Source organism: Rhodococcus sp. H29-C3 (assembly GCF_030063405.1).
Lineage (GTDB): Bacteria > Actinomycetota > Actinomycetes > Mycobacteriales > Mycobacteriaceae > Rhodococcoides.
In genome coordinates, this window is sequence record NZ_JASITC010000002.1 from 502,349 (window position 1) to 522,471 (window position 20,123).

General features: G+C 62.2%; 17 protein-coding genes and 2 tRNA genes. 5 read left to right on the plus strand and 14 right to left on the minus strand.

Features of this window, described 5'->3' with window-relative positions:
* Positions 1-4: 4 nt before the first annotated feature.
* The gene (locus QMK32_RS06430) at positions 5-1,456 is read left to right on the plus strand and encodes a serine/threonine-protein kinase (protein WP_283473775.1); all 1,452 of its coding nucleotides are present in this window, start codon (positions 5-7) and stop codon (positions 1,454-1,456) included.
* Positions 1,453-3,378: a Stk1 family PASTA domain-containing Ser/Thr kinase gene (gene pknB, locus QMK32_RS06435; RefSeq protein ID WP_283473776.1), complete on the plus strand. Its 1,926-nt coding sequence runs from the start codon at positions 1,453-1,455 to the stop codon at positions 3,376-3,378. The genes QMK32_RS06430 and pknB overlap by 4 nt, the downstream gene beginning before the upstream one ends.
* A gap of 13 nt (positions 3,379-3,391) precedes the next feature.
* Here pknB and QMK32_RS06440 read toward each other — a convergent pair whose 3' ends face one another.
* The gene (locus tag QMK32_RS06440) at positions 3,392-4,033 is read right to left on the minus strand and encodes an aminodeoxychorismate/anthranilate synthase component II (RefSeq protein WP_283473777.1); all 642 of its coding nucleotides are present in this window, start codon (positions 4,031-4,033) and stop codon (positions 3,392-3,394) included.
* 82 nt (positions 4,034-4,115) lie between these two features.
* Positions 4,116-4,874 carry a DUF881 domain-containing protein gene (locus tag QMK32_RS06445; RefSeq protein WP_283473995.1) on the minus strand — a complete coding sequence of 253 codons (759 nt, stop codon included), beginning with the start codon at positions 4,872-4,874 and terminating at the stop codon, positions 4,116-4,118.
* Positions 4,875-5,123: 249 nt separating this feature from the next.
* Between QMK32_RS06445 and crgA the strand changes: the two genes are divergently transcribed.
* Together crgA and QMK32_RS06455 are read left to right on the plus strand one after the other, a co-directional pair.
* Complete coding sequence (gene crgA / locus QMK32_RS06450) at positions 5,124-5,387, plus strand: cell division protein CrgA (protein WP_283473778.1); 264 nt, start codon at positions 5,124-5,126, stop codon at positions 5,385-5,387.
* A gap of 45 nt (positions 5,388-5,432) precedes the next feature.
* On the plus strand, positions 5,433-5,912 hold the full coding sequence (locus QMK32_RS06455; protein ID WP_283473779.1) for a PH domain-containing protein: 480 nt from the start codon (positions 5,433-5,435) through the stop codon (positions 5,910-5,912).
* 37 nt (positions 5,913-5,949) lie between these two features.
* Here the strand turns inward: QMK32_RS06455 and QMK32_RS06460 are convergent, their stop codons facing one another.
* Positions 5,950-6,849 carry a rhomboid family intramembrane serine protease gene (locus QMK32_RS06460; RefSeq protein WP_283473780.1) on the minus strand — a complete coding sequence of 300 codons (900 nt, stop codon included), beginning with the start codon at positions 6,847-6,849 and terminating at the stop codon, positions 5,950-5,952.
* A gap of 73 nt (positions 6,850-6,922) precedes the next feature.
* Positions 6,923-7,450 (minus strand): peptidylprolyl isomerase, encoded by a 528-nt coding sequence (locus QMK32_RS06465; protein WP_269301969.1) that lies wholly within the window; start codon positions 7,448-7,450, stop codon positions 6,923-6,925.
* A 97-nt stretch (positions 7,451-7,547) separates the two neighbouring features.
* Between QMK32_RS06465 and QMK32_RS06470 the strand changes: the two genes are divergently transcribed.
* Positions 7,548-7,940 (plus strand): hypothetical protein, encoded by a 393-nt coding sequence (locus tag QMK32_RS06470; protein ID WP_283473782.1) that lies wholly within the window; start codon positions 7,548-7,550, stop codon positions 7,938-7,940.
* Positions 7,941-7,963: 23 nt separating this feature from the next.
* Here QMK32_RS06470 and QMK32_RS06475 read toward each other — a convergent pair whose 3' ends face one another.
* The 10 genes from QMK32_RS06475 to QMK32_RS06515 form a co-directional block, all read right to left on the minus strand.
* Positions 7,964-9,604, minus strand: coding sequence for an alpha/beta hydrolase (locus QMK32_RS06475; protein WP_283473784.1), 1,641 nt, complete (start codon positions 9,602-9,604; stop codon positions 7,964-7,966).
* Positions 9,605-9,731: 127 nt separating this feature from the next.
* Entirely contained in the window at positions 9,732-10,733 is a 1,002-nt protein-coding gene (locus QMK32_RS06480) for a GGDEF domain-containing protein (protein ID WP_283473785.1), read from the minus strand.
* Positions 10,734-11,028: 295 nt separating this feature from the next.
* A tRNA-Ala gene (locus tag QMK32_RS06485) sits at positions 11,029-11,101 on the minus strand.
* A gap of 94 nt (positions 11,102-11,195) precedes the next feature.
* Positions 11,196-11,315 carry a DLW-39 family protein gene (locus QMK32_RS25335; protein WP_502943537.1) on the minus strand — a complete coding sequence of 40 codons (120 nt, stop codon included), beginning with the start codon at positions 11,313-11,315 and terminating at the stop codon, positions 11,196-11,198.
* 19 nt (positions 11,316-11,334) lie between these two features.
* Positions 11,335-11,408, minus strand: a tRNA-Ile gene (locus QMK32_RS06490).
* 124 nt (positions 11,409-11,532) lie between these two features.
* A complete protein-coding gene (locus QMK32_RS06495; RefSeq protein ID WP_283473786.1) occupies positions 11,533-12,399 on the minus strand; it encodes a DUF3566 domain-containing protein in 867 nt (288 codons plus the stop codon).
* A gap of 584 nt (positions 12,400-12,983) precedes the next feature.
* Entirely contained in the window at positions 12,984-15,527 is a 2,544-nt protein-coding gene (gyrA, locus tag QMK32_RS06500) for a DNA gyrase subunit A (RefSeq protein WP_283473787.1), read from the minus strand.
* A 71-nt stretch (positions 15,528-15,598) separates the two neighbouring features.
* Complete coding sequence (gyrB, locus tag QMK32_RS06505) at positions 15,599-17,638, minus strand: DNA topoisomerase (ATP-hydrolyzing) subunit B (RefSeq protein ID WP_269301975.1); 2,040 nt, start codon at positions 17,636-17,638, stop codon at positions 15,599-15,601.
* Positions 17,639-17,946: 308 nt separating this feature from the next.
* The gene (locus QMK32_RS06510) at positions 17,947-19,044 is read right to left on the minus strand and encodes a PDR/VanB family oxidoreductase (RefSeq protein ID WP_283473789.1); all 1,098 of its coding nucleotides are present in this window, start codon (positions 19,042-19,044) and stop codon (positions 17,947-17,949) included.
* Between the two features lie 32 nt (positions 19,045-19,076).
* Positions 19,077-20,108 carry a metal-dependent hydrolase gene (locus QMK32_RS06515; protein ID WP_283473791.1) on the minus strand — a complete coding sequence of 344 codons (1,032 nt, stop codon included), beginning with the start codon at positions 20,106-20,108 and terminating at the stop codon, positions 19,077-19,079.
* Positions 20,109-20,123: the final 15 nt, after the last annotated feature.

Here is a 20,123-nt window from a genome sequence, read left to right on the forward strand (position 1 = left end):
GCAGATGCCACTGAATAACGGTGCCGTGATCGCACAGCGTTATCGGCTCCTGAGGCTCATCGCCACCGGCGGTATGGGCCAGGTATGGGAGGCGATGGACAATCGTCTCGACCGCAACGTTGCCGTCAAGGTCCTCAAAGCCGAGTTCTCCGAGGATCCGGAGTTCTTGCAGCGCTTTCGTTTCGAAGCGCGTACGACGGCTCAACTCAACCACCCCGGTATTGCCGGGATCTACGACTACGGCGAGACGCGCGACGAATCAGGTGAATCGCTGGCGTATCTCGTCATGGAACTCGTCAACGGTGAGCCGCTCAACGCTGTGCTCGGACGGATCGGGAAGTTGCCGCTCGGGCATGCCCTCGACATGCTGGAGCAGACCGGTCGATCGCTTCAGGTCGCGCACTCGGCAGGCGTTGTTCACCGCGATGTGAAACCGGGCAACATTCTGATCACCCCCGCGGGACAGGTGAAGATCACCGATTTCGGGATCGCGAAAGCTGTCGACGCATCACCGGTCACCAGGACCGGCATGGTCATGGGCACCGCCCAGTACATTGCCCCCGAACAGGCTCTCGGCGACGAAGCCACCTCGGCCAGCGACGTCTACTCCCTCGGTGTCGTCGGCTACGAGGTGCTCTCGGGTACGCGGCCGTTCCTGGGCGACGGTGCACTCACCGTCGCGATGAAGCATGTCCGCGAGATGCCCGCCCCGCTGCCCGCCGACCTGCCGCCGTCCGTTCGCGAGCTCATCGAGATCACGATGGCCAAGGATCCTGCCGCCCGGTACGCAAACGGCGGTGAGTTCGCGGACGCTGTTGCCGCAGTGCGTGCCGGCCGACGGCCTCCAGCTCCCGGTAACGGTCGGGGTCCGGGTACCGGCCGCGTTCTGATGCCCGGTGTGGTCGGTGCTGGCGGCACCAATCCCGACAGCACGCAGATGATGCCGACGTCGCAGAACCGATATACCGGGCCGACCACGGGCGCCGCGGTTCCCGCCACGCCGGAACCCACGGGGATGACCTCTGCCCAGAAGGCTCTTGCTTGGGGTGGCGCCGGCCTCCTGGTGCTGGCGATCATCATCGGTGGATACGTGCTGCTGACGGGAGGGGAGGGAACACAGGCGCCGTTCACGCCGCCGACGACGAGGCCCGTCCCGACCACGACGACCACCACAACCACGGAACCGACCACCACGGAACCGACCACCACCCGGGAAACCACCACCACAACTACCCCGCCCCCGACGACAACCACAACGGAACCGCCGACCACGACCACCGCGCCGCCGACGACAACGACGGCCCCAGCGGTGACGACGACGAGCGCTGGGTTCACCTTGCCGCAGTTGACCCTCCCATCGCTGCCCGGCGCCGGTGACGAAGAAGACTCCGGTGACACCGGAGCCGGCGGCGCCTCCAAACCTCAACTCGGACCTGATCGACAAGGACAACCATGACGACTCCCCGCAATCTCTCCTCCCGTTACGAGTTGGGTGAGATTCTCGGCTTCGGTGGCATGTCCGAGGTCCACCTTGCGCGCGACAGTCGACTCGACCGTGATGTAGCCATCAAGGTGTTGCGGGCAGATCTCGCTCGCGATCCCACGTTCTATCTTCGGTTCCGACGCGAGGCGCAGAATGCCGCGGCTCTCAACCATCCGGCGATCGTGGCGGTCTACGACACCGGTGAGGCCGAGACCGAAGCCGGTCCGCTGCCGTTCATCGTCATGGAGTATGTCGACGGCAATACTTTGCGTGACATCGTCCGCGCCGATGGTCCGATGACACCGCGCCATGCGATGGAGGTCATCGCCGACGTCTGTGCGGCTCTCGACTTCAGTCATCGCAACGGCATCGTGCATCGCGACGTCAAACCTGCGAACGTCATGATCAACAACGCCGGTGCAGTCAAGGTGATGGACTTCGGTATCGCCCGCGCGATTGCCGACAGCTCGAGTCCGATGACGCAGACCGCCGCCGTGATCGGCACGGCTCAATACCTGTCCCCCGAACAGGCCAGAGGCGAGCAGGTGGACGCCCGCTCGGACGTGTACTCGCTCGGTTGCGTCTTGTTCGAGGTACTGACCGGTGAGCCCCCGTTCAAGGGTGACTCACCAGTGGCCGTCGCATATCAGCATGTGCGGGAAGATCCACAACTACCGTCCTCGGTCAATTCTGCGATCCCGCGGGAACTCGATTCGATCATTCTCAAGGCCATGGCCAAAAACCCGGCCAACCGCTATCAGTCGGCAGCAGACATGCGCACCGATTTGGTGCGAGTGCTCGGCGGACAGCGCCCCTCGGCCCCCACCGTCATGAACGACGACGACCGCACCACAATCCTCGGCTCGATGGATTCGCGGGAGCCGCAGTACCGATCGAGTGACGCCGACCGCCCGGCCGAGCAGCCCTCAGCCGGGCGCGGTGAAGACAACACCTCGAAGCGGAGAGGACTGCGAATAGCAGTGATCGCACTGGCAGCGGTAGTCGTGGTCGGCATCATCACCGCGTTTCTGTTATCTCTCGGCAGCGATTCCTCACCGGAACGAGTCGCCATCCCCACCGTCGCAAATCTGACGACCGCAGAGGCGACCTCTGCTCTTGCAGACCTCGGACTTCGAGTCCAGACCCGCGAGAAGCCCGATCCCACGATCGCTGCGGGCAGAGTCATTGCGTCACAGCCGCCCGCCGGGACGCAGGTCGATTCGCCGAGCACGGTCGACCTCGATGTCTCGACCGGTCCGGAGCAGGTGCAGGTTCCGGCGTTGGCCGGCAAGACTGCCCAGCAGGCAACTCAGACGTTGTCCGCAATCGGTCTCGAACTCGACGCTTCTGTCGCCCGAGTGGCTTCGACACCGGAGAATCTCGACAAGGTAGTCGAACAGAATCCGTCGACCGGTGTCGGGATCACCGTCGGTTCGGCCGTCAAAATCACGTTGGGCAGTGGCCCGTCGCAGATCCGGGTGCCCGACGTCACCGGTCAGCAGGTCGACGTCGCGCGACCCAACGTCGAGGCTGCCGGCTTCAAGGTGCAGATCGAGAACATCGACTCGGGTCAGACCGTCGGTGAGGTTGTCTCGACGAGCCCGGCAGGTGGATCGAATGCCGCCGAAGGTGACACCGTCACACTGCGCGTCTCGAACGGAGACAAGATCCCCATGCCCGATCTTGTCGGAATGACGCCTGCACAAGCGCTGTCGGCACTCGAGGCAGCAGGGTGGACGGGTACGTCAGCCAACATCACCTCGACCCCGCAGAGTCAGCTCGACCCGACCCTGGTGGGGCGGATCGTCAATCAGGCCGAACCCGCCGGATCGGAAATCACCAAGTCCCAGTCGCTCAACGTGAACGTAGGGACGCTGGGAATTCCGCCCCGGTAAGTGGTGCGCCGCGTCAGCTGAACGCGAGTGCGACCTGCGCCTCGAGTTCGACCACGAGGCGCTCGTCCTGCTCGAGTCCGCAGACGGCCAGCCAGTTGGACAGCATCCGGTGGCCACCCTGAGTGAGTATCGACTCGGGGTGGAACTGGACGCCGTGTATCGGCAACGTCCGATGGCGCATGCTCATCACAAGGCCGGATTCGGTGCGTCCTGTCACCTCGAGTTCGTCGGGGATGGTGTCCTCGATGACGGTCAACGAGTGGTATCGAGTAGCGGTGAACGGCTCGGGTAGTCCTTCGAGGACGCCGACGCCCGTGTGATGAATGCTGCTGGTCTTTCCGTGCAGTAGTTCGGGCGCGCGGTCGACGGTCGCACCGAATGACGCACCGATGGCCTGGTGCCCCAAACACACCCCGAGAAGTGGAGTACCGGACGCAGCGGCCGCGGTCACGAGATCCATCGTGGCTCCCGCTCGCTGCGGTGTTCCCGGCCCTGGGCTGAGCAGAATGCCGTCGAAGTCTGCAACGACGGCGGCCCGGTCGGTCAACCTGTCGTCGTCGTTACGCCAGACGGTCGCGTCGACTCCGAGTTGGCCCAGGTATTGGACGAGGTTGAAAACGAAGCTGTCGTAGTTGTCGACGACCAGAATGCGCATGGGGCAAGGATAGGTGAGCGCGTCGGGCACGAATCGCCCCGATGTCCCTTTCCGACGGTGTGGCTGACTACTGCCGAGGCGCTCATCGCGCAGGCTGGGCGAATCCGATGCGTATCGGTCCGGTGTATCCGGGCACGGTCAAGGCGTCGGAACGTGTTTCCTCGAAACCCAGCCCGTACCGAAACGCATACTGCCGAAAGATCCGAACACCTGGATTGTCGGCGAGCGCCGCAGAGAGCCGCTCGGGGTCTCCCAAGGCCGTCACCACGTAGGGCGGACTGTACGTGCGTCCGCCCAGCAGAAGCGTGTTACCGATGCAACGCGGCGCGACCTGGCTCGTGATCCGTTGATCCTGCATGGCCATTGCCGAGGCGCCGCCGGTCCACAGTGCGTTGAGCACACTCTGCACGTCCTGTTGATGCACGACGAGATCGTCGGGCGACGCGTCCGACGCGTATCGCCCGTCCGGGCCCCGGGCTGCGTCGGTCAACGTCACGACCACACCTGGCCCCGATGCCGGCTCGACCCCCGCCTGGGCGGCGAGCGGATCGGCCGCGGCAAGCGCACGTCCCACTTCGACGTCGGAGGAACCAGCTGTGCGCTGCAGGTCGTCGACCTGCCGGGCCAGGTCGTTTCTGATCGACTCGGCGTCGTCACTGTTGCTCTGGGCCGCTCCGACCAGATCCGACAACCTGGTGGTGTCGCTTCGCCGTATTTCGTCACCTTGAGATACGACCCTGGTGGTCGCAAGGAGTACCCCGACGACAAGGCACACGACGAGGACCAGGATCTGCCAGCCACGCGCCGCGACGCGCTCCCTGGTGGTCGATTCCTCGATCATGGTTTTCATCCGATGCTCTCTCGTGACATTGCGCTGAGCTAGCGTGTGTGGGCATATGGTGACCGGTTCGAAAAGCCGGGCCTGTGGATAACAACGCCAGGCAAAGCAGTGTTGGCTCAATAACAGTGCGAAACTCTACTAGCGAGGACGCTACCTGTTGCGGTTGTCCACAACCGTTATCCACAGGTCGACGGGTCGTGTACCGGTAAGTCGCCTGTACGAGCGTGAGCACACTACGAAGGGTTGAACATGCCGAAATCGAAGGTTCGGAAGAAGAAAGATTACACCGTCGCACCCGGCGCCAAATCTGCTGGAGCGCTGAAGGCTGGGCCGTCGAGTCCTCTTTTCGTGGCGGTGATGCTCGGGTTCATGCTGGTAGGGCTGTTATGGCTCATCGTGTACTACTTGGCTGCCGACAATATCTCGTGGATGAACGACCTCGGTGCGTGGAACTTTCTGATCGGTTTCGGCTTCATGGTTGTCGGTCTCGTCATGACCATGAAGTGGCGATGAACAGGCCCCGTCGACGGCTAGTTACACGCGTGTCATTCATCCCCAATGTGGATAAAGCCTGTGGATAACTTTTCGGAGTCTCCACAGCCTGTGGATAGATTGAGCTGGGCGACGCCCCTTTCGGCTGTCATCGCGATGACCTTGGGCGGATTCGCACTGTTCGGAGCGGCATTGTTGACCGGTACGGACGCCACCGGCCGACTTCTCATCTCGATAGCGGCCATCGGCCTGTGGACGATCGCGGGGCTCGCTGCCCTGCAGCGGCCGAGACTGGCGATCGTCGACGGCTCACTGTCGATGAAGCGCCTGTCGGGAGTGCAGGCATACGCCCCGAGCGAGATCGTGCGAATCAAGCTCGCTCGATACCCCCGACTCGGGCGGCGAGTGCCGATGATCGAAATCGACCTTCAACGCGCGGGCGACACCGAGGATCGGCTGATCATCTTCGGTCGCTGGGATCTTGGAACCAGTCCGGAGACAGTGTTCGAGCAGCTCGAGCGACATGGGTTCGTACCCGCGGGCTGACGAGCCGGGCGGTTGTTCCAACGGTGCTGGAGGGTTCTTACAGACCCATCATGGAGCGAAGCGACAGCACGCGAACTGCGATGACTGCGACACATAGGGCTGCGACCGCACCGACGGCGATCCACCCGATGTTCGGTGTCCGCAGGCGGCTGGGCAGAAACACGATGCCCGCGGTCGCGGCGGCACCGGCGACGAGGCCGCCCATGTGTCCCCAGAGCGAAATTCCGGGGATCGAGATACTGATGAAGATATTGAGGCCGATGACCACAAGAATCGGAGTCGGGCTGCGGCGAAGCTTCAGCAGAATTACCGCTTGCGCACCCAACAGTCCGAAAATTGCGCCCGAAGCTCCCGCAGTGACGGTGATCGGGGCCTCGAGGACCATGACCGAGGCACTGCCCCCCAGTAGCGAGACGAAGTAGACCGCAAGGTATCGGCTTCGACCGAGAATCATTTCGACATCGCGGCCGATGATGTACAACGCGAACATGTTGACGAGTAGGTGGATCGGCCCGATATGCAGGAAGCCGCTGCCGATGAGGCGCTCGACGTCACCGGTAGCTACCGATGGTGGAAACAGCGCCCAGGCATTGAATAGTGGCGACGCGTCGGTATTGCCCATCACATCGCGGGATTGCATCGCCGTCACCGCGAAGACGAGGACGTTGAGGGCCATGAGGATGTACGTGACGAGTCCGTACGTCGATCCGGCCCGCGCACCGGCGACGGTCCGGATAGGCCGGACCGAGGCATTGGCGTCACGTACGCAGTCGACGCAATGCTGCCCGACTGCTGCAGGTCGTAGACACTCGGCGCACGCAGGGCGTCCGCATCGCGAGCACGCCAGTCCGGTCGCTCGATCGGGATGCCGGACGCACCTCGACTGGGGTGGGGTTGGCTGATCGCCGGGCGCGCCACCCCAGCCGGGGTCGGTCATGGTGAAGTTCCTCTACGGTGAATTTTTTTAAGCACCTGAATTGGTGATGTGAACGTTTCTCAGGAGAAAGCGATCACGCAATGGTGACGCTGTTGATGACGACATCCTCGACGGGACGATCGCCGCGGCCGACAGCAGTTCCGGAGATGGAATCGACTACCTTCTTCGACGCCTCGTCCGTCACCTCACCGAAGATGGAGTGCTTGCGGTTCAGGTGCGGGGTCTTGCCGGTGGTGATGAAGAACTGCGATCCGTTGGTTCCCGGACCGGCGTTGGCCATGGCCAGCAGGTAGGGGCGGTCGAACGAGAGCTCGGGGTGGAATTCGTCGCCGAACTTGTAGCCCGGTCCACCCGAACCCGTTCCGGTCGGGTCTCCGCCCTGGATCATGAAGCCGTCGATGACGCGATGGAAGACAGCGCCGTCGTAGAACGGGCCGGTCTTTCCGCCGGACGCGTTCGTCGAGGTGTAGTCCTTCGATCCGTCCGCGAGCCCGACGAAATTCTCGACCGTCTTCGGCGCATGGTTGCCGAAAAGATCGATGATGATGTCGCCGTGGTTGGTGTGCAACGTGGCAGTGGAGGTCTTGTTTGGTGAAGTCACCCCTCCATCGTGCCATTGACGCGCTACCGAGCGGTCGGCAACGGTCCTTCGAAGTGTTCATTCCGGGCCCTACGCCTGCATATGGAACAGTGAGGGCATGACGAGCACATCGAAATCCGGCCGGATTCGTGGAATTGTGACGACCACCGGTGGCTCTGCCGTGCAAGCTGCGAAAGTTTTCAGTGGAGGTGCAGCGGGCGTCGGACTCCAGCTCTCCACTCGAGGACTGAAGCTTGCCCGACGCGAAATTGCGCGGCGTAAGCAGAGCGGTCCCGTTCGGCGAAAGGCCGAGCCTCGCCTCTCACCTGGCACGAAGCGGATTTTGATCTTCGGGGCCCTGTTCGGGACAGTCGCCGGCATCACAGTTCTCGCTACACGACGTCGCAACACCTTCCAGCCGCCCGCTGACGCGCCGCCCAGTCTCGCCGACTACGACTCCGAGACATCCCACGCTGCCGACGGTCAGCCCGACCCCCTCGAACACCCCTAGCCGCGATCGTCGGGCGTTGCCGGTCAGCCTCCGGCAATTTCGGAGGCCCGTCCGGCAACGACCAGCGCGCTGTTGTGCTGTGCCGTGGTGCCCTCGACGAAATAACCTCCATGCCCTTCGACCGGCAGGTACGCCGAGCCTTCGGTAGGGAGCCATGCTGTGCCTTCGAGTCGGCTCGGATCCGTGCCGAAGGCCCCGAGGTCCGCCACCCTGTCGTCGGATGCTTCACCGACGAATACGTGACCTGGCGGTACGGACAACTCGGCGACAGTCCCGGTTCCCAATCCTGGCGACCCAACAACGACCAGATCGTCGACGCCCGTGTCGTCGGCACCGCGGACCCCGTACGCGGCGGTGAGCGAACCGTAGGAATGACCGAGCAAAGACAAATGAGGGTCCTCGGCACGCGCGGCATCGAGTCCGTCGAGAAATGTCGACAACCGCTCTCCGCCCGCGATCGCCGCTGAGCCGGAGACGACGGAACGGTCCGGGTTCAACAGGTTCCATCCGAGGTGCGGAGCTTCGTAGTTCATCCAGGTCACGCACGCGGCGGTCTCCGGCGGATCCGCCGGAAGTAGTTGCTCGACAGCCATTTTCAATGAATCTATATCGCCGTCGTATCGCCGCAAGTCCCCTTGGACATCCGAGTCGAGTCCGGGCACGAACACCGCCACATGGGTAGCGGTGTCGACATTGCCCACCGCGATCGCAGCCAAGGTGTCCTCGCCACTCCGATTGTCCAGCACCAACAGTTGGCGATCCCCCTGGTCAAGGGTGGTCGTAATCGCGTCGAGCGCGGCCAAACGCTTGTGTGTCTGCGCCAACCCCGCATCGGCATTGTCCAACATCCCACCGAAGATGTTGTCGTTCAAGCGATCCTGCAGATCGGCGGCAGCTTCCTCGAGGCGGCTTCTTTCGCGAACGAGCATCCGTCGGTTGGCCGCATCCCGGACCACCGCCGGAATCCCGTCCAGGTTCCCGATCAGCTCGGGTCGATCGACCAGTAGTCGGGTTCTATCGGCCATCGTGAGCGAATCCCAGAACGCGGCGTTGGCGGACGCACTCTTTCCGGTCGGTAAGGCTGTCTCGGTCGGTACTGCAATTCTGGATGCTGGTGCAGCAGCGGGGACCGTGGAGACGTCCGCTCCTGTCGCCGATACCGAATCGGACAGTGTCCGCAGTATCGCGGCTCCCTGCGAGTCGAGATATCGCGCACGCGTCAGAAGTTCGGTAGCTCTGTCCCGCAGATCGCGTATTCGCCTGAGCCGATCACGACCGAGGCTCCATGCATCTTCGGACGCGCTGGAGTACAGCGGCATTCGATCCACAACACCGCCGTCGTCGTCGATGTCGGCATCGCTTTCCCGGGCGTCACGGTCGCAGTCGAGAACCGAAGCCACGAGCGGGTACATCGAATACGTAAGGCCCTCGACACACCTACCGATCGACATCAACTGATCGGCGGCGCAAATATATTCGTCGTGAAGGCGGTAAATCTCCGTGCGCGCCGCGTCTGCAGCAGCACCTGTCCACTCGAGGCTCTCGGACAATCGCTCGAGCGCCTGCATATCCCCCATCAGCACGTCCGACGTGTGGATCAGCGAGTCGGCAAGCAGACCGATCTTCTCTGGGTCCCAACGGCGAATGTCACTCCAGGTAACCATGCACACATCCCCCGTCGACTGCCGAATCGTCGTCCGGTCGGTCGACGTGAGAACACAGTCAACACTCTTTCCAGTTCGCGCTGCCGAATCTATCCACAGGCTGTGGATGAATCCGGGCGGCGGTGCGTCAGCGCTGTATTCTCCACTCCGGTTCGCCGGTGGATTCGGTTTCAGCAGCGCCAGGCTGCCTTTGCGCTCCCGGTCTGCTGCGCTTGGCACGATACAAATCTGCATCGGCCGCCCGGTATATCTCCGCCCACCGACACGTTGCAGGCATGCAGACCAATCCGACACTCCATTCTGCACGATGTGCGCGCCGCAGCCGTTCGATGATGTGCCAGGCCTCTGCCTCGTGGACGCCCGGCATGAACAGGACGAACTCATCGCCCCCGAGCCGGCCGAGCACGTCCCGTCGAGTGAGTTCGGCTTTCCACGCCTTCGACAGGCGCGAGAGCAGCACGTCACCGGCGATGTGCCCGTATTCATCGTTGATCTGCTTGAAGTTGTCCAGGTCGAGCACAGCCACGCTGACCGACAGACCGCGAGCCGCGCAGGCCGGGAGCATCTTGTCCACCTTGGATTCGAATCCGAAGCGGTTGAGAAGCCCGGTCAGAACGTCGTGTGTCGCGGAATAGCGCATACGCCGGGCAAACGTACCGAAGACTTCGGTGGAGCCGACTACGCCGAGCGCAATGAGGATGTACGCGATGAACGGCGAGTCGTATGGCGCCACAGAGGTACCCGCTACCGCCGAAAGCGCCACGAACGCCGCCCATATCCCCGCATTACGCTCGGACCAGAACGCCCCGACGTGCATGCCCAGAAACATCGCGGACTGCACACTCACGAGAAGGGTCGGCAGGGCGGTACTGACGGCCGACGTCAACGCCAGAGCGACGGTCGCCATGAATGTGACACTGCCGATGGTGCGCTTCGGGCTCGGTTGCTTCGATCTCAGAAGCATTACCGCGGATGCGATACCGAGAGCCGTCGACGCGAGAACTGCGAGCCGACCCGCTACCCCCAGTTGGCCCCACGATGCGCTTCCGCCAGCGAGGGAAAGAAGCGTCGTTCCTACGATGAAAACCAGCAGTGTCAGGGCAGCTTCGTCGAGCTCGAGTTTTCTCACGCGCGATTGGCCCCGCACGAGTACACGCGGAGGCGTCCCAGATGCCCACTCCGTCGACTTCGATTCGACATGGTCCACCTCCCATGGTCGCGTCATGTGAAACGTAGGCAGACGCGCTCTACGTGCCGGACCTTAACACTTACCGACGACACTCGAATCGGTAGAGCAGTCGGGGAGAAGGCACTTTCGACATCGGCCTGTCGAGGGGATCCGTTCGGACATCCACCATATCGCGCCGACAAAAAAGATGACGCCCAGCTGGTGCTGGGCGTCATCTTGTGTCTTCGTGAAACTGTGGAGCCTAGGAGATTCGAACTCCTGACATCTGCCTTGCAAAGGCAGCGCTCTACCAACTGAGCTAAGGCCCCGGGTCTATCCGGCGAGCGAACAACACGTTACATGTTCACTTACCTTTTGCAACAACCGGTCTCTGACAACCGGTTTCACCTCACCGTCGGACGTTCAGGCAGTTGTGACTTCGTGCCAGACACCGTCTCCGCTACGCACTGTGCGCAGCTTCGTCACCGTCAGAACCGCTGTCACAACCGCACCGGCGAGGAGGAGAATCTTTAAGAGTCTCATCCTCTCCGCCTTCCGGTTGTGGGCCTAGGAGGACTTGAACCTCCGACCTCTTCCTTATCAGGGAAGCGCTCTAACCGCCTGAGCTATAGGCCCTCGAACCTCGGTCACAGGGACCATTGATCCGAGGAAATTATTCTCCTCGAACCGAGGAGTGAGGTTACCGCATCGAGCCGCTGTAAACCAAAACGGCTCGATGCGGTGACCGTCCAACGCTGTGTCAGTCCCGATCCGCGAGCGTCACTTCGACGCCCCCGACCAGGTCGGACGACAAGTTGTAGATAAATGATCCGATCGTCGTCAGTGCAGTGAACAACACCACATTGAGGATTCCGATGACGGCTGCGTAGCCGAACACCTGACCTGCACTCACCAGTCCGCCACCGCCATCCTCGTTGACGATTTCGGTGAAGGCGCTGTTCAGTCGGTCCCACACACCCATGCCGTCCAGGACGGCGTACAGAAGTCCTACTGCCACCATCCAGACGAAGAACAAGGACACCGCGATGACGAGCGAGATCTTCAGGGTCGACCATGGATCGATCTTCCGGATCTGAATCGTGGCACGTAGCGGCTCGCCCTCTGCCCGCGCAGCCACCGCAATCGGGACAGGAGCCTTCTGTGCCTCGCTACTGGGCGCTGGATGTCGAACCGATGACAAGTCCGGCATGTCCTTCGCCAGATCCTTGCGTTCGATATGACGAGTAGGACCGTCGATGACGGCGGCTTTCGACTTGGCATCTTCCCGCCGCTGAGCCTTCGCCCCCTGACTTTCGCCACGGGCTTGCGTGGTGGGAGTGACTGGTCCGTCGGCAGGTGATCCAGCCGGCAACGAGCCGGTTCGAGTCGACAGATTGGTCTGCGGCTGGTTCTGCGCACGATTCACGGTCTCGTGCTGCCCCTGCCCTTGACCACGTTGCCACGGTGGCGCTCCCTGCGCAGATCTGTTGGGCCCCGCACCATCCGGCACACCAGCCGAGTCGGCGTGCTCCTTCGGCAGAGCGGTCGTCGGAGGCTGCTGACTTCCGGCCCTCACTGGATCGAGTGGAGCCGACGCCGATCCCGACGCTGCAGCAGGTGCAGCCACCGAAGGCTTCTCATGCGGACGCCCAGGCACACCTTTGACCGAAGGTGCTGCCTGAGTCGGCTGTGGCTCCGCCGCGGTCGGTCGAGACGCAGGCTGCACCCCGGCCGGAGGCTGCACCCCGGCCGGAGGCTGCACCCCGGCCGGAGGCTGCACCCCGGCCGGAGGCTGGGCCCCCGGTGAAGTCGGGGTCCCCGGTGCCTTCTGCGGCCGCTGTGAGGCGGGCTGCTGAGCGCGCTGTTCGGCCGTGGCCGGAGCCTCGGAACCGGTTCGTCGAGTAGGCGCAGTAGCACCGGCACTCGGTCGTTGGCCGGAAACTCCCTGCTGTGGGGGTCCCTGTTGTGGGGGTCCCTGTTGTGGGGCGCTCTGAGCCGGGGGCCCCTGCGTCGGCCGCGTGGGAGGACGTGCACCGCTCTGCGGCGGCTGCGGCGATCCTGCCGCGGCCGGCCGCTGTGGTGCCTGCTGCGACGGGGTACGCCCGGGCTCCGGTGCGGAAGGAGGCCGTGCGGCCGGCTGCGGTCGCGCGGCAGCATCGCCTTGTTCGCCCTGCGGGGCCGGCCTGCTACCGGGCCTGTTGGGAGTACTCACTACGACTCCTTCGGTGCATCTTCTTCGGTGCCCTCAGCGCCCAACTCGGGCTCATCGGCATTGCGGGCAATAGCGAGCAGTGTGTCGCCTTCACCGAGATTCATCAACCGAACGCCCTTCGTCTGTCGGCCTGCTTTCCGGACCTGCTTTGCCGCGGTACGGATGACGCCGCCCCCGGATGTGATGGCATACAGCTCGTCGTCATCGTCGACGATAAGAGCCCCTACCAGCGTGCCACGCTTCGGATCGTACTGAATCGTCAGCACGCCCTTTCCGCCTCGGCCCTGCTGCGGGTAGTCCTCCATCGCGGTCCGCTTCGAGTAGCCACCCGAAGTTGCGACCAAAAGGTACTTACCTTCGCGGACGACATTGAGGGACAGTAGTCGATCTTCACCGTTGAATCGCATGCCCTGTACACCGGATGTCGCCCTACCCATCGGACGCAGCACTTCGTCCGTCGCCGAGAACCGGATGGACTGGCCCTGCGCGGAGACGAGAAGCAGATCGTCGTCAGAGGACGCCAACACTGCACCGACCAGTTCGTCCTCACCGCGGAGGTTGACCGCCACGATGCCGCCGCTTCGGTTGGAGTCGAAGTCTGTGAGCTTGGACTTCTTGACCAGACCGCCCTTGGTCGCGAGAACCAGGTACGGCGCGTCTTCGTAGGTCTGGATCTGAATGACCTGAGCTATCCGCTCGTCCGGCTGGAAAGCGAGCAGGTTGGCGACGTGCTGGCCACGCGCGGTGCGATTGGCTTCTGGCAGCTCGTACGCCTTCGCGCGGTAGACGCGCCCCTTGGTGGTGAAGAACAGAATCCAATCGTGCGTCGAGCAGACGAAGAATTTGCTGACGATGTCGTCCTGTTTGAGTCCCGCACCCTGAACGCCCTTGCCGCCGCGCTTCTGCGAACGGTAGAGATCGGTCCTGGTCCGTTTCGCGTAACCGGTCTCGGTGATGGTGACCACGACGTTCTCGCGTGCGATCAGATCCTCGTCGTTGACGTCACCGTCGGATGCAATGATCCGGGTGCGCCGGTCGTCGCCGAACTTCTCGACGATCTCGGCTAGTTCGTCGCGCACGATCTGGCGTTGACGCTCGGGCTTGGCAAGGATGTCCTCGAGCTCGGCGATTTCGATTTCGATTTCTGCCAATTCGTCGATGATCTTCTGACGCTCGAGGGCAGCGAGCCGCCGGAGCTGCATCGCGAGGATCGCGTCGGCCTGAATCGTGTCTACCTCGAGCAAGTCGATGAGGCCCGTGCGGGCGGAATCGACGTCGGGAGAGCGGCGGATCAAAGCAATGACCTCGTCGAGCGCATCGAGCGCTTTGACCAGTCCGCGCAAGATATGTGCGCGCTCCTCCGCTTTGCGCAGCCGGTATCGCGTGCGGCGGACGATCACTTCGAGCTGATGGGTCACGTAATAGCGGATCATCTGGTCGAGCCGCAAGGTACGCGGGACGCCATCGACGATCGAGAGCATGTTGGCGCCGAAGCTCGTCTGCAGCTGGGAGTGCTTGTAGAGGTTGTTCAGTACCACCTTCGCGACGGCATCGCGTTTGATGGTGACGACGATGCGCAGGCCGACGCGGTCCGAAGACTCATCGTCGATCTTCGAGATGCCACCGAGCTTGCCGTCACGCACCTGCTCGGCAATCGAGGTGATCATGTTGTCCGGGTTGACCTGAAAGGGCAGCTCGGTGATCACGATCGTCGCACGACCGTTGGAATCTTCTTCGATCTCGACCACGCCGCGCATCCGGATGGATCCGCGTCCGGTGGAGTAGGCATCCTGGATGCCCTGGCCACCGACGATGAGCCCGTGTGTCGGGAAGTCCGGGCCCTTGACGCGTTCCATGCACGCGGCCAAGGTAGCTTCCTCGTCCGCATCGAAATTGTCGAGGGCCCAGAACACGGCTTCACTGAGCTCGCGCAGGTTGTGCGGCGGAATGTTGGTGGCCATACCGACGGCGATTCCGTTGGACCCGTTCATCAACAAGTTGGGTACCCGCGACGGAAGTACCGTCGGCTCTTGGGTTTTGCCATCGTAGTTGGGAATGAAGTCGACGGTTTCCTCGTCGATGTCGCGCAGCATCTCCATCGCGAGCGGAGTCAGACGTGCCTCGGTGTAACGCATTGCGGCGGCGCCGTCGTTTCCGCGCGATCCGAAGTTGCCCTGACCGTCGACCAACGGGTATCGCATCGACCACGGCTGTGCCAAACGGACCAACGCGTCGTAGATCGAGCTGTCGCCGTGCGGATGGTAGTTACCCATCGTTTCGGCAACGGGGCGTGCGGATTTGACGTAACTGCGGTCGGGGCGGAAGCCCGAGTCGTACATGGCGTAGAGCACGCGGCGGTGCACCGGCTTCAAACCGTCTCTGACCTCGGGTAGCGCGCGGCCGACGATGACGCTCATCGCGTAGTCGATGTAACTACGCTGCATTTCCTCTTGAATGTCGACCGGATCGATCCGGTCTCCACCCTCGGCGTTGGTGGTCGAACCGGGAGGCGGTCCTACTGGTGGTTCGGTGATATCGGACATAAGCGTTTTCTCCTAGAGAAAGTCACCGTAGGTCAGCACGAAACAGTGGCGGGCCGACCTACGGACATCAACTAAACGTCAAGAAAGCGAACATCTTTGGCGTTGCGGGCGATGAAACTGCGACGAGCGGGCACGTCCTCGCCCATCAGTACGCTGAAGAGTTCGTCTGCAGCAGCAGCGTCGTCGAGAGTGATCAAACGCAAGACGCGCACCGACGGATCCATCGTCGTTTCCCACAGTTCCTTGGGATTCATCTCACCGAGACCTTTGTAGCGCTGCACACCGTCCTCGATGTTGATCTTGCGCTTGTTGGCTATACCTGCCTCGAGCAAGCCGTCTCGCTCAGAGTCGGAGTAGGCAAAATCGGGTTCGCCGCGACTCCACTTGAGCTTGTACAGCGGCGGCATCGCGAGGTAGACGTGGCCATGTTCGATCAAGGGCCGCATGAATCGGAACAGCAACGTCATCAGCAGCGTGGAGATGTGCTGACCGTCGACGTCGGCGTCGGCCATCAGCACGATCTTGTGGTAACGCAGCTTGGTGATGTCGAACTCGTCGTGAATACCGGTGCCGAAGGCGGTGATGATCGCCTGGACTTCGTTGTTCTTGAGTACGCGGTCGATGCGGGCTTTCTCGACGTTGATGATCTTTCCGCGAAGCGGCAGGATCGCCTGGAACATCGAGTCGCGGCCGGATTTGGCCGAGCCGCCGGCGGAGTCGCCCTCCACGATGTAGATCTCGGACTTGCTGGGGTCGTTGGAACGGCAGTCGGCTAGCTTGCCCGGCAGTCCACCGATATCGGTTGCGCTCTTGCGCCGCACCATTTCTCGCGCTTTACGCGCAGCCATACGAGCCTGTGCCGAGGACACGGCCTTGTTGATGATCGTCTTGGCGTCGGCCGGGTTCGACTCGAACCAGTGCGAGAGATGCTCGTTGCAGGCCTTGAGAACGAACGAACGAACCTCGGTGTTGCCGAGTTTGGTTTTCGTCTGGCCCTCGAACTGGGGTTCGGCCACGCGAACCGAGAGAACGGCAGCCAATCCCTCACGGATGTCGTCTCCGGTGAGGTTCCCGTCCTTTTCTTTGACCAGCTTCTTTTCTTTGGCGTACTTGTTCACCGTCGCAGTCAACGCCGTGCGAAATCCTTCTTCGTGGGTTCCGCCCTCATGCGTGTTGATGGTGTTGGCGAAGGTGTGAACCGACTCGGAGTAGCCGGCGTTCCACTGCATCGCGACCTCGACCTCGTGGCCCGTGCCCTTGCCGGTGAATCCGACGACCGAGGTGTGGATCGGGGTCTTCTTCGCATTGATGTGCTTGACGAAGTCGACCAGACCGTCCGGGTAGTGATACGTCCTTTTCCGTGCCTTCGGGGGCTTGGCGACGGCTGCTTCGGCCTGTTCCTCGGAAGCAGACTTAGGGGCCAGCGCAGTTTCGCCCAACTCGTCTTCGGTCACTTCGGCGACGGCAATGCGCTCGTCGGCGAAGTTGATGGTCAGACCCTTGTTGAGGAAAGCCATTTCCTGTAGGCGACGGTGCACGGTCTCGAAGTTGAAATCTAGCGTCTCGAAAATCTTGCCGTCCGGCCAAAAGCGCGTCCTGGTACCGGTGTCGCTGGTATCTCCGACGGTTTCGAGCGGACCGGGCTTGGCGTAGTCGTACGTTTGGGTGTAGCGATGCCCGTCGCGGGAGATCGTGAGCTCGACCTTCGTGGACAGTGCGTTGACCACGGAGATACCGACGCCGTGCAGACCACCGGAGACCGCGTACGAGTCCGAGTCGAATTTGCCGCCTGCGTGCAGCTGGGTCATGACGACCTCGACAGCGGGTACACCGGAGGAGTGGGTGTCGACGGGCATTCCTCGACCGTCGTCCGCGACCTCTACGCTTCCATCGTCGTGGATCGTGACGTCGACGGTCGATGCGTATCCGGCCATCGCCTCGTCGACAGAGTTGTCCACAACCTCCCAAATCAGGTGGTGCAGGCCTCGCTCGCCGGTCGAACCGATATACATACCGGGTCTCTTACGGACTGCTTCGAGCCCCTCGAGAACCGTGATCGACGAAGCGCCGTAATCCTTGTTATCGCTCTTACCTGACTTTTGGGCAGTCACGGTCGGGTTGTTCTCCTTCTACGCATCTTCGACTCCCCCTCGCACCACACGGTGCTGCCGCATCGAAAACACACTCGTGGTGCTCCGGCACGGAAGCGACACACCGTCAGGGACGCCTTCCGCATTCGCGGTGGACGTCCTGGTTCGGCAGAGTCGATCCGAAGGGCTTCCTTACGTTACCGTCCTATACTACTGGTACACGCTGGCAGCATGGGGCCATTGACACCCCAAACTGGCCTCTGAATGGCTCACAGACGCATTTTCTCGGAGTGCGACGGCAAAGATGGACAGTAGATCCGCCTCGAGGGTCAGAGGTCCAGCACGATCCGGTCACCGCTCGAGCGGGACACACAAATCAGCATTTCTTGCTCCTGCTCGTCCGAGGTCAGCCTGTGTTCGCGGTGTTCGGGCCTTCCACTGAGAACCCGAACACGGCACGTGCCACAAAACCCCTGCTGACAGGAGTAACTGACATCGGGCCGAATCTCCCGAATCGTCTCCAACACAGTCTTGTCCGCCGGAACAGTGACAACTGTTCCGGAATTCACGAGCTGAACCTCGAACTCCACCCCGCCGCGCACCGGTGGCGCTGAGAACCGCTCAAAATAAAGATGTGTAGCAGGGAACGCGTCGAACGCCGTTCGCACACACTCGATCATCGGCGGTGGACCGCAACAATAGACAGCACCACCGACAACGGGCTCGAGCAGTGTCGGGCCGGACGGCACACCTTCGACATCGTCGGTGCGTACCGTCACGCGGTCCGAATCCCACATTGCTATCTCGTCGAGAAACGGCATCGATTCGCGAGAACGCCCGCAGTAGACGAGATGCCAATCCATACCCACTTCGCGTGCGGCACGCACCATCGGAATGATCGCAGTGATCCCGATTCCACCGGCTACGAACACCGCCTGCCCTGTAGGCACGAAAGGAAACCCATTGCGTGGTCCGCGCACCACAAGTTCGGCTCCCTCCTCGAGGGCGTGCATTTCCGGTGATCCACCGCCTCCGTCCGGGATGTACCGCACCGCAACGGTGTAATTGCTGAGATCCCCAGGATCGCCACACAACGAGTACTGCCGACTCCGGCCCGAAGGCAGGTAAAAGTCCAGGTGCATTCCCGGCGCCCAGGCAGGCAAGGGCGACCCGTCGGAAGACCGGAAAGTCAGCTGAACCACACACTGATCTACACAGAGAATCTCTCGCCTGTCGAGGGTGAGTGAGACAGTACGCACCAGTTCTGGCGCAGCATACTCGCCGGAATACGGTCCATCGTCGAGAAGGGCGAACCACTTGTCCAGGGCATCGGTGACGATCGACACCGTCTGATCCGACGCGGCCCGCCCGTACAAATCACCCGGGATCACTCGGCCCACGCGGAAGGTCTCGACGGACCGCGTCATTTTTGCCCACTTGCGACGAAAACCCAACACACTCACCGTGCAGCTGCGCGTGCAGCCGGGGAAGTGGCGAGATATTGCACCGCCTGCGCGGTGGATCCCTCCTGTGACGGGTGATAGTCGGACCGCAGATAGCGTAGCGATGCTTTCCACAACGACTTCGGACTCGGAAAGAGCCCTCGAGCAGCAACCCGGCGATAGTCACGCAACGAGGGGCGGCGCTTTTTCGGTGGTAAAGCTGCCAATGTCGGGTCCTGATCCATCAAGAACCGCACCCCGCGCGTCCAGAACCACACCATGGTCGGCGCGATGGCGATATAGGTCCGCAGCCGTCGTGCCGGTCGAACGTCGAAATACTGCATGACCTCGAAAGCGACCGATCGGTGCTCGACTTCTTCGGCCCCATGCCACCTCAACAGGTCCAACATGGTCGGGTCGAAGTCGACGACGTCGAGCTGACGGGCATTGAGAACCCAATCTCCGAGAAAAGCCGTCAAGTGCTCGACTGCTGCGATCAGCGCAATGCGCTCCACCAGGCTGTTGCGCGAATGTCCGGTCCTGTTTCCCAGTGCACGCCCGAACAGGAATCGCATTTGCTCGACGTAAGGCTCGACATCGATCCCGTAGGCGGTGAGCTGGTCGAGGACCTGTGTGTGGGCCTGAGCGTGTACTGCTTCCTGCCCGATGAAGCCGATGACGTCGTCTTTGAGTTGCTCGTCATGGATCAAAGGCATCGCTTCTTTGAATGTCCGAACAAACCACTCTTCGCCCTCGGGCAGAAGAAGATGCATCACGTTGAACAGATGGGTCGCCAACGGATCGGAGTCCACATAATGCAGCGGCAACGAGCCCCAGTCGAACGAGACGTTCCTGGCCTGCAGAATGACCCTGTCATTCGGGGTAGCGGCGTCGACATGGCGCGTAACTGCGGCGGTCGAGTGCCCGTTACGGTCCGAGGATCGAAAATTCTTGGGTAACACTGCATCCCTTCGTCGCCTGCGTCGGCTGCCCCGAGCCAACAGCCCTTGTGGAGCCGAGTGAATACGCATCCGAAAACGGCCAATCACCCACAATACGCTTGA

Excerpts from the sequence above, each read along its gene's own strand:
- QMK32_RS06430 (WP_283473775.1), top strand. The coding sequence starts at position 5 with ATGCCACTGAATAACGGTGCCGTGATCGCACAGCGTTATCGGCTCCTG.
- pknB (WP_283473776.1), top strand. The coding sequence starts at position 1,453 with ATGACGACTCCCCGCAATCTCTCCTCCCGTTACGAGTTGGGTGAGATT.
- QMK32_RS06440 (WP_283473777.1), bottom strand. The coding sequence starts at position 4,033 with ATGCGCATTCTGGTCGTCGACAACTACGACAGCTTCGTTTTCAACCTC.
- QMK32_RS06445 (WP_283473995.1), bottom strand. The coding sequence starts at position 4,874 with ATGATCGAGGAATCGACCACCAGGGAGCGCGTCGCGGCGCGTGGCTGG.
- crgA (WP_283473778.1), top strand. The coding sequence starts at position 5,124 with ATGCCGAAATCGAAGGTTCGGAAGAAGAAAGATTACACCGTCGCACCC.
- QMK32_RS06455 (WP_283473779.1), top strand. The coding sequence starts at position 5,433 with ATGTGGATAAAGCCTGTGGATAACTTTTCGGAGTCTCCACAGCCTGTG.
- QMK32_RS06460 (WP_283473780.1), bottom strand. The coding sequence starts at position 6,849 with ATGACCGACCCCGGCTGGGGTGGCGCGCCCGGCGATCAGCCAACCCCA.
- QMK32_RS06470 (WP_283473782.1), top strand. The coding sequence starts at position 7,548 with ATGACGAGCACATCGAAATCCGGCCGGATTCGTGGAATTGTGACGACC.
- QMK32_RS06475 (WP_283473784.1), bottom strand. The coding sequence starts at position 9,604 with ATGGTTACCTGGAGTGACATTCGCCGTTGGGACCCAGAGAAGATCGGT.
- QMK32_RS25335 (WP_502943537.1), bottom strand. The coding sequence starts at position 11,315 with ATGAGACTCTTAAAGATTCTCCTCCTCGCCGGTGCGGTTGTGACAGCG.
- gyrA (WP_283473787.1), bottom strand. The coding sequence starts at position 15,527 with ATGTCCGATATCACCGAACCACCAGTAGGACCGCCTCCCGGTTCGACC.
- QMK32_RS06510 (WP_283473789.1), bottom strand. The coding sequence starts at position 19,044 with ATGACGCGGTCCGTCGAGACCTTCCGCGTGGGCCGAGTGATCCCGGGT.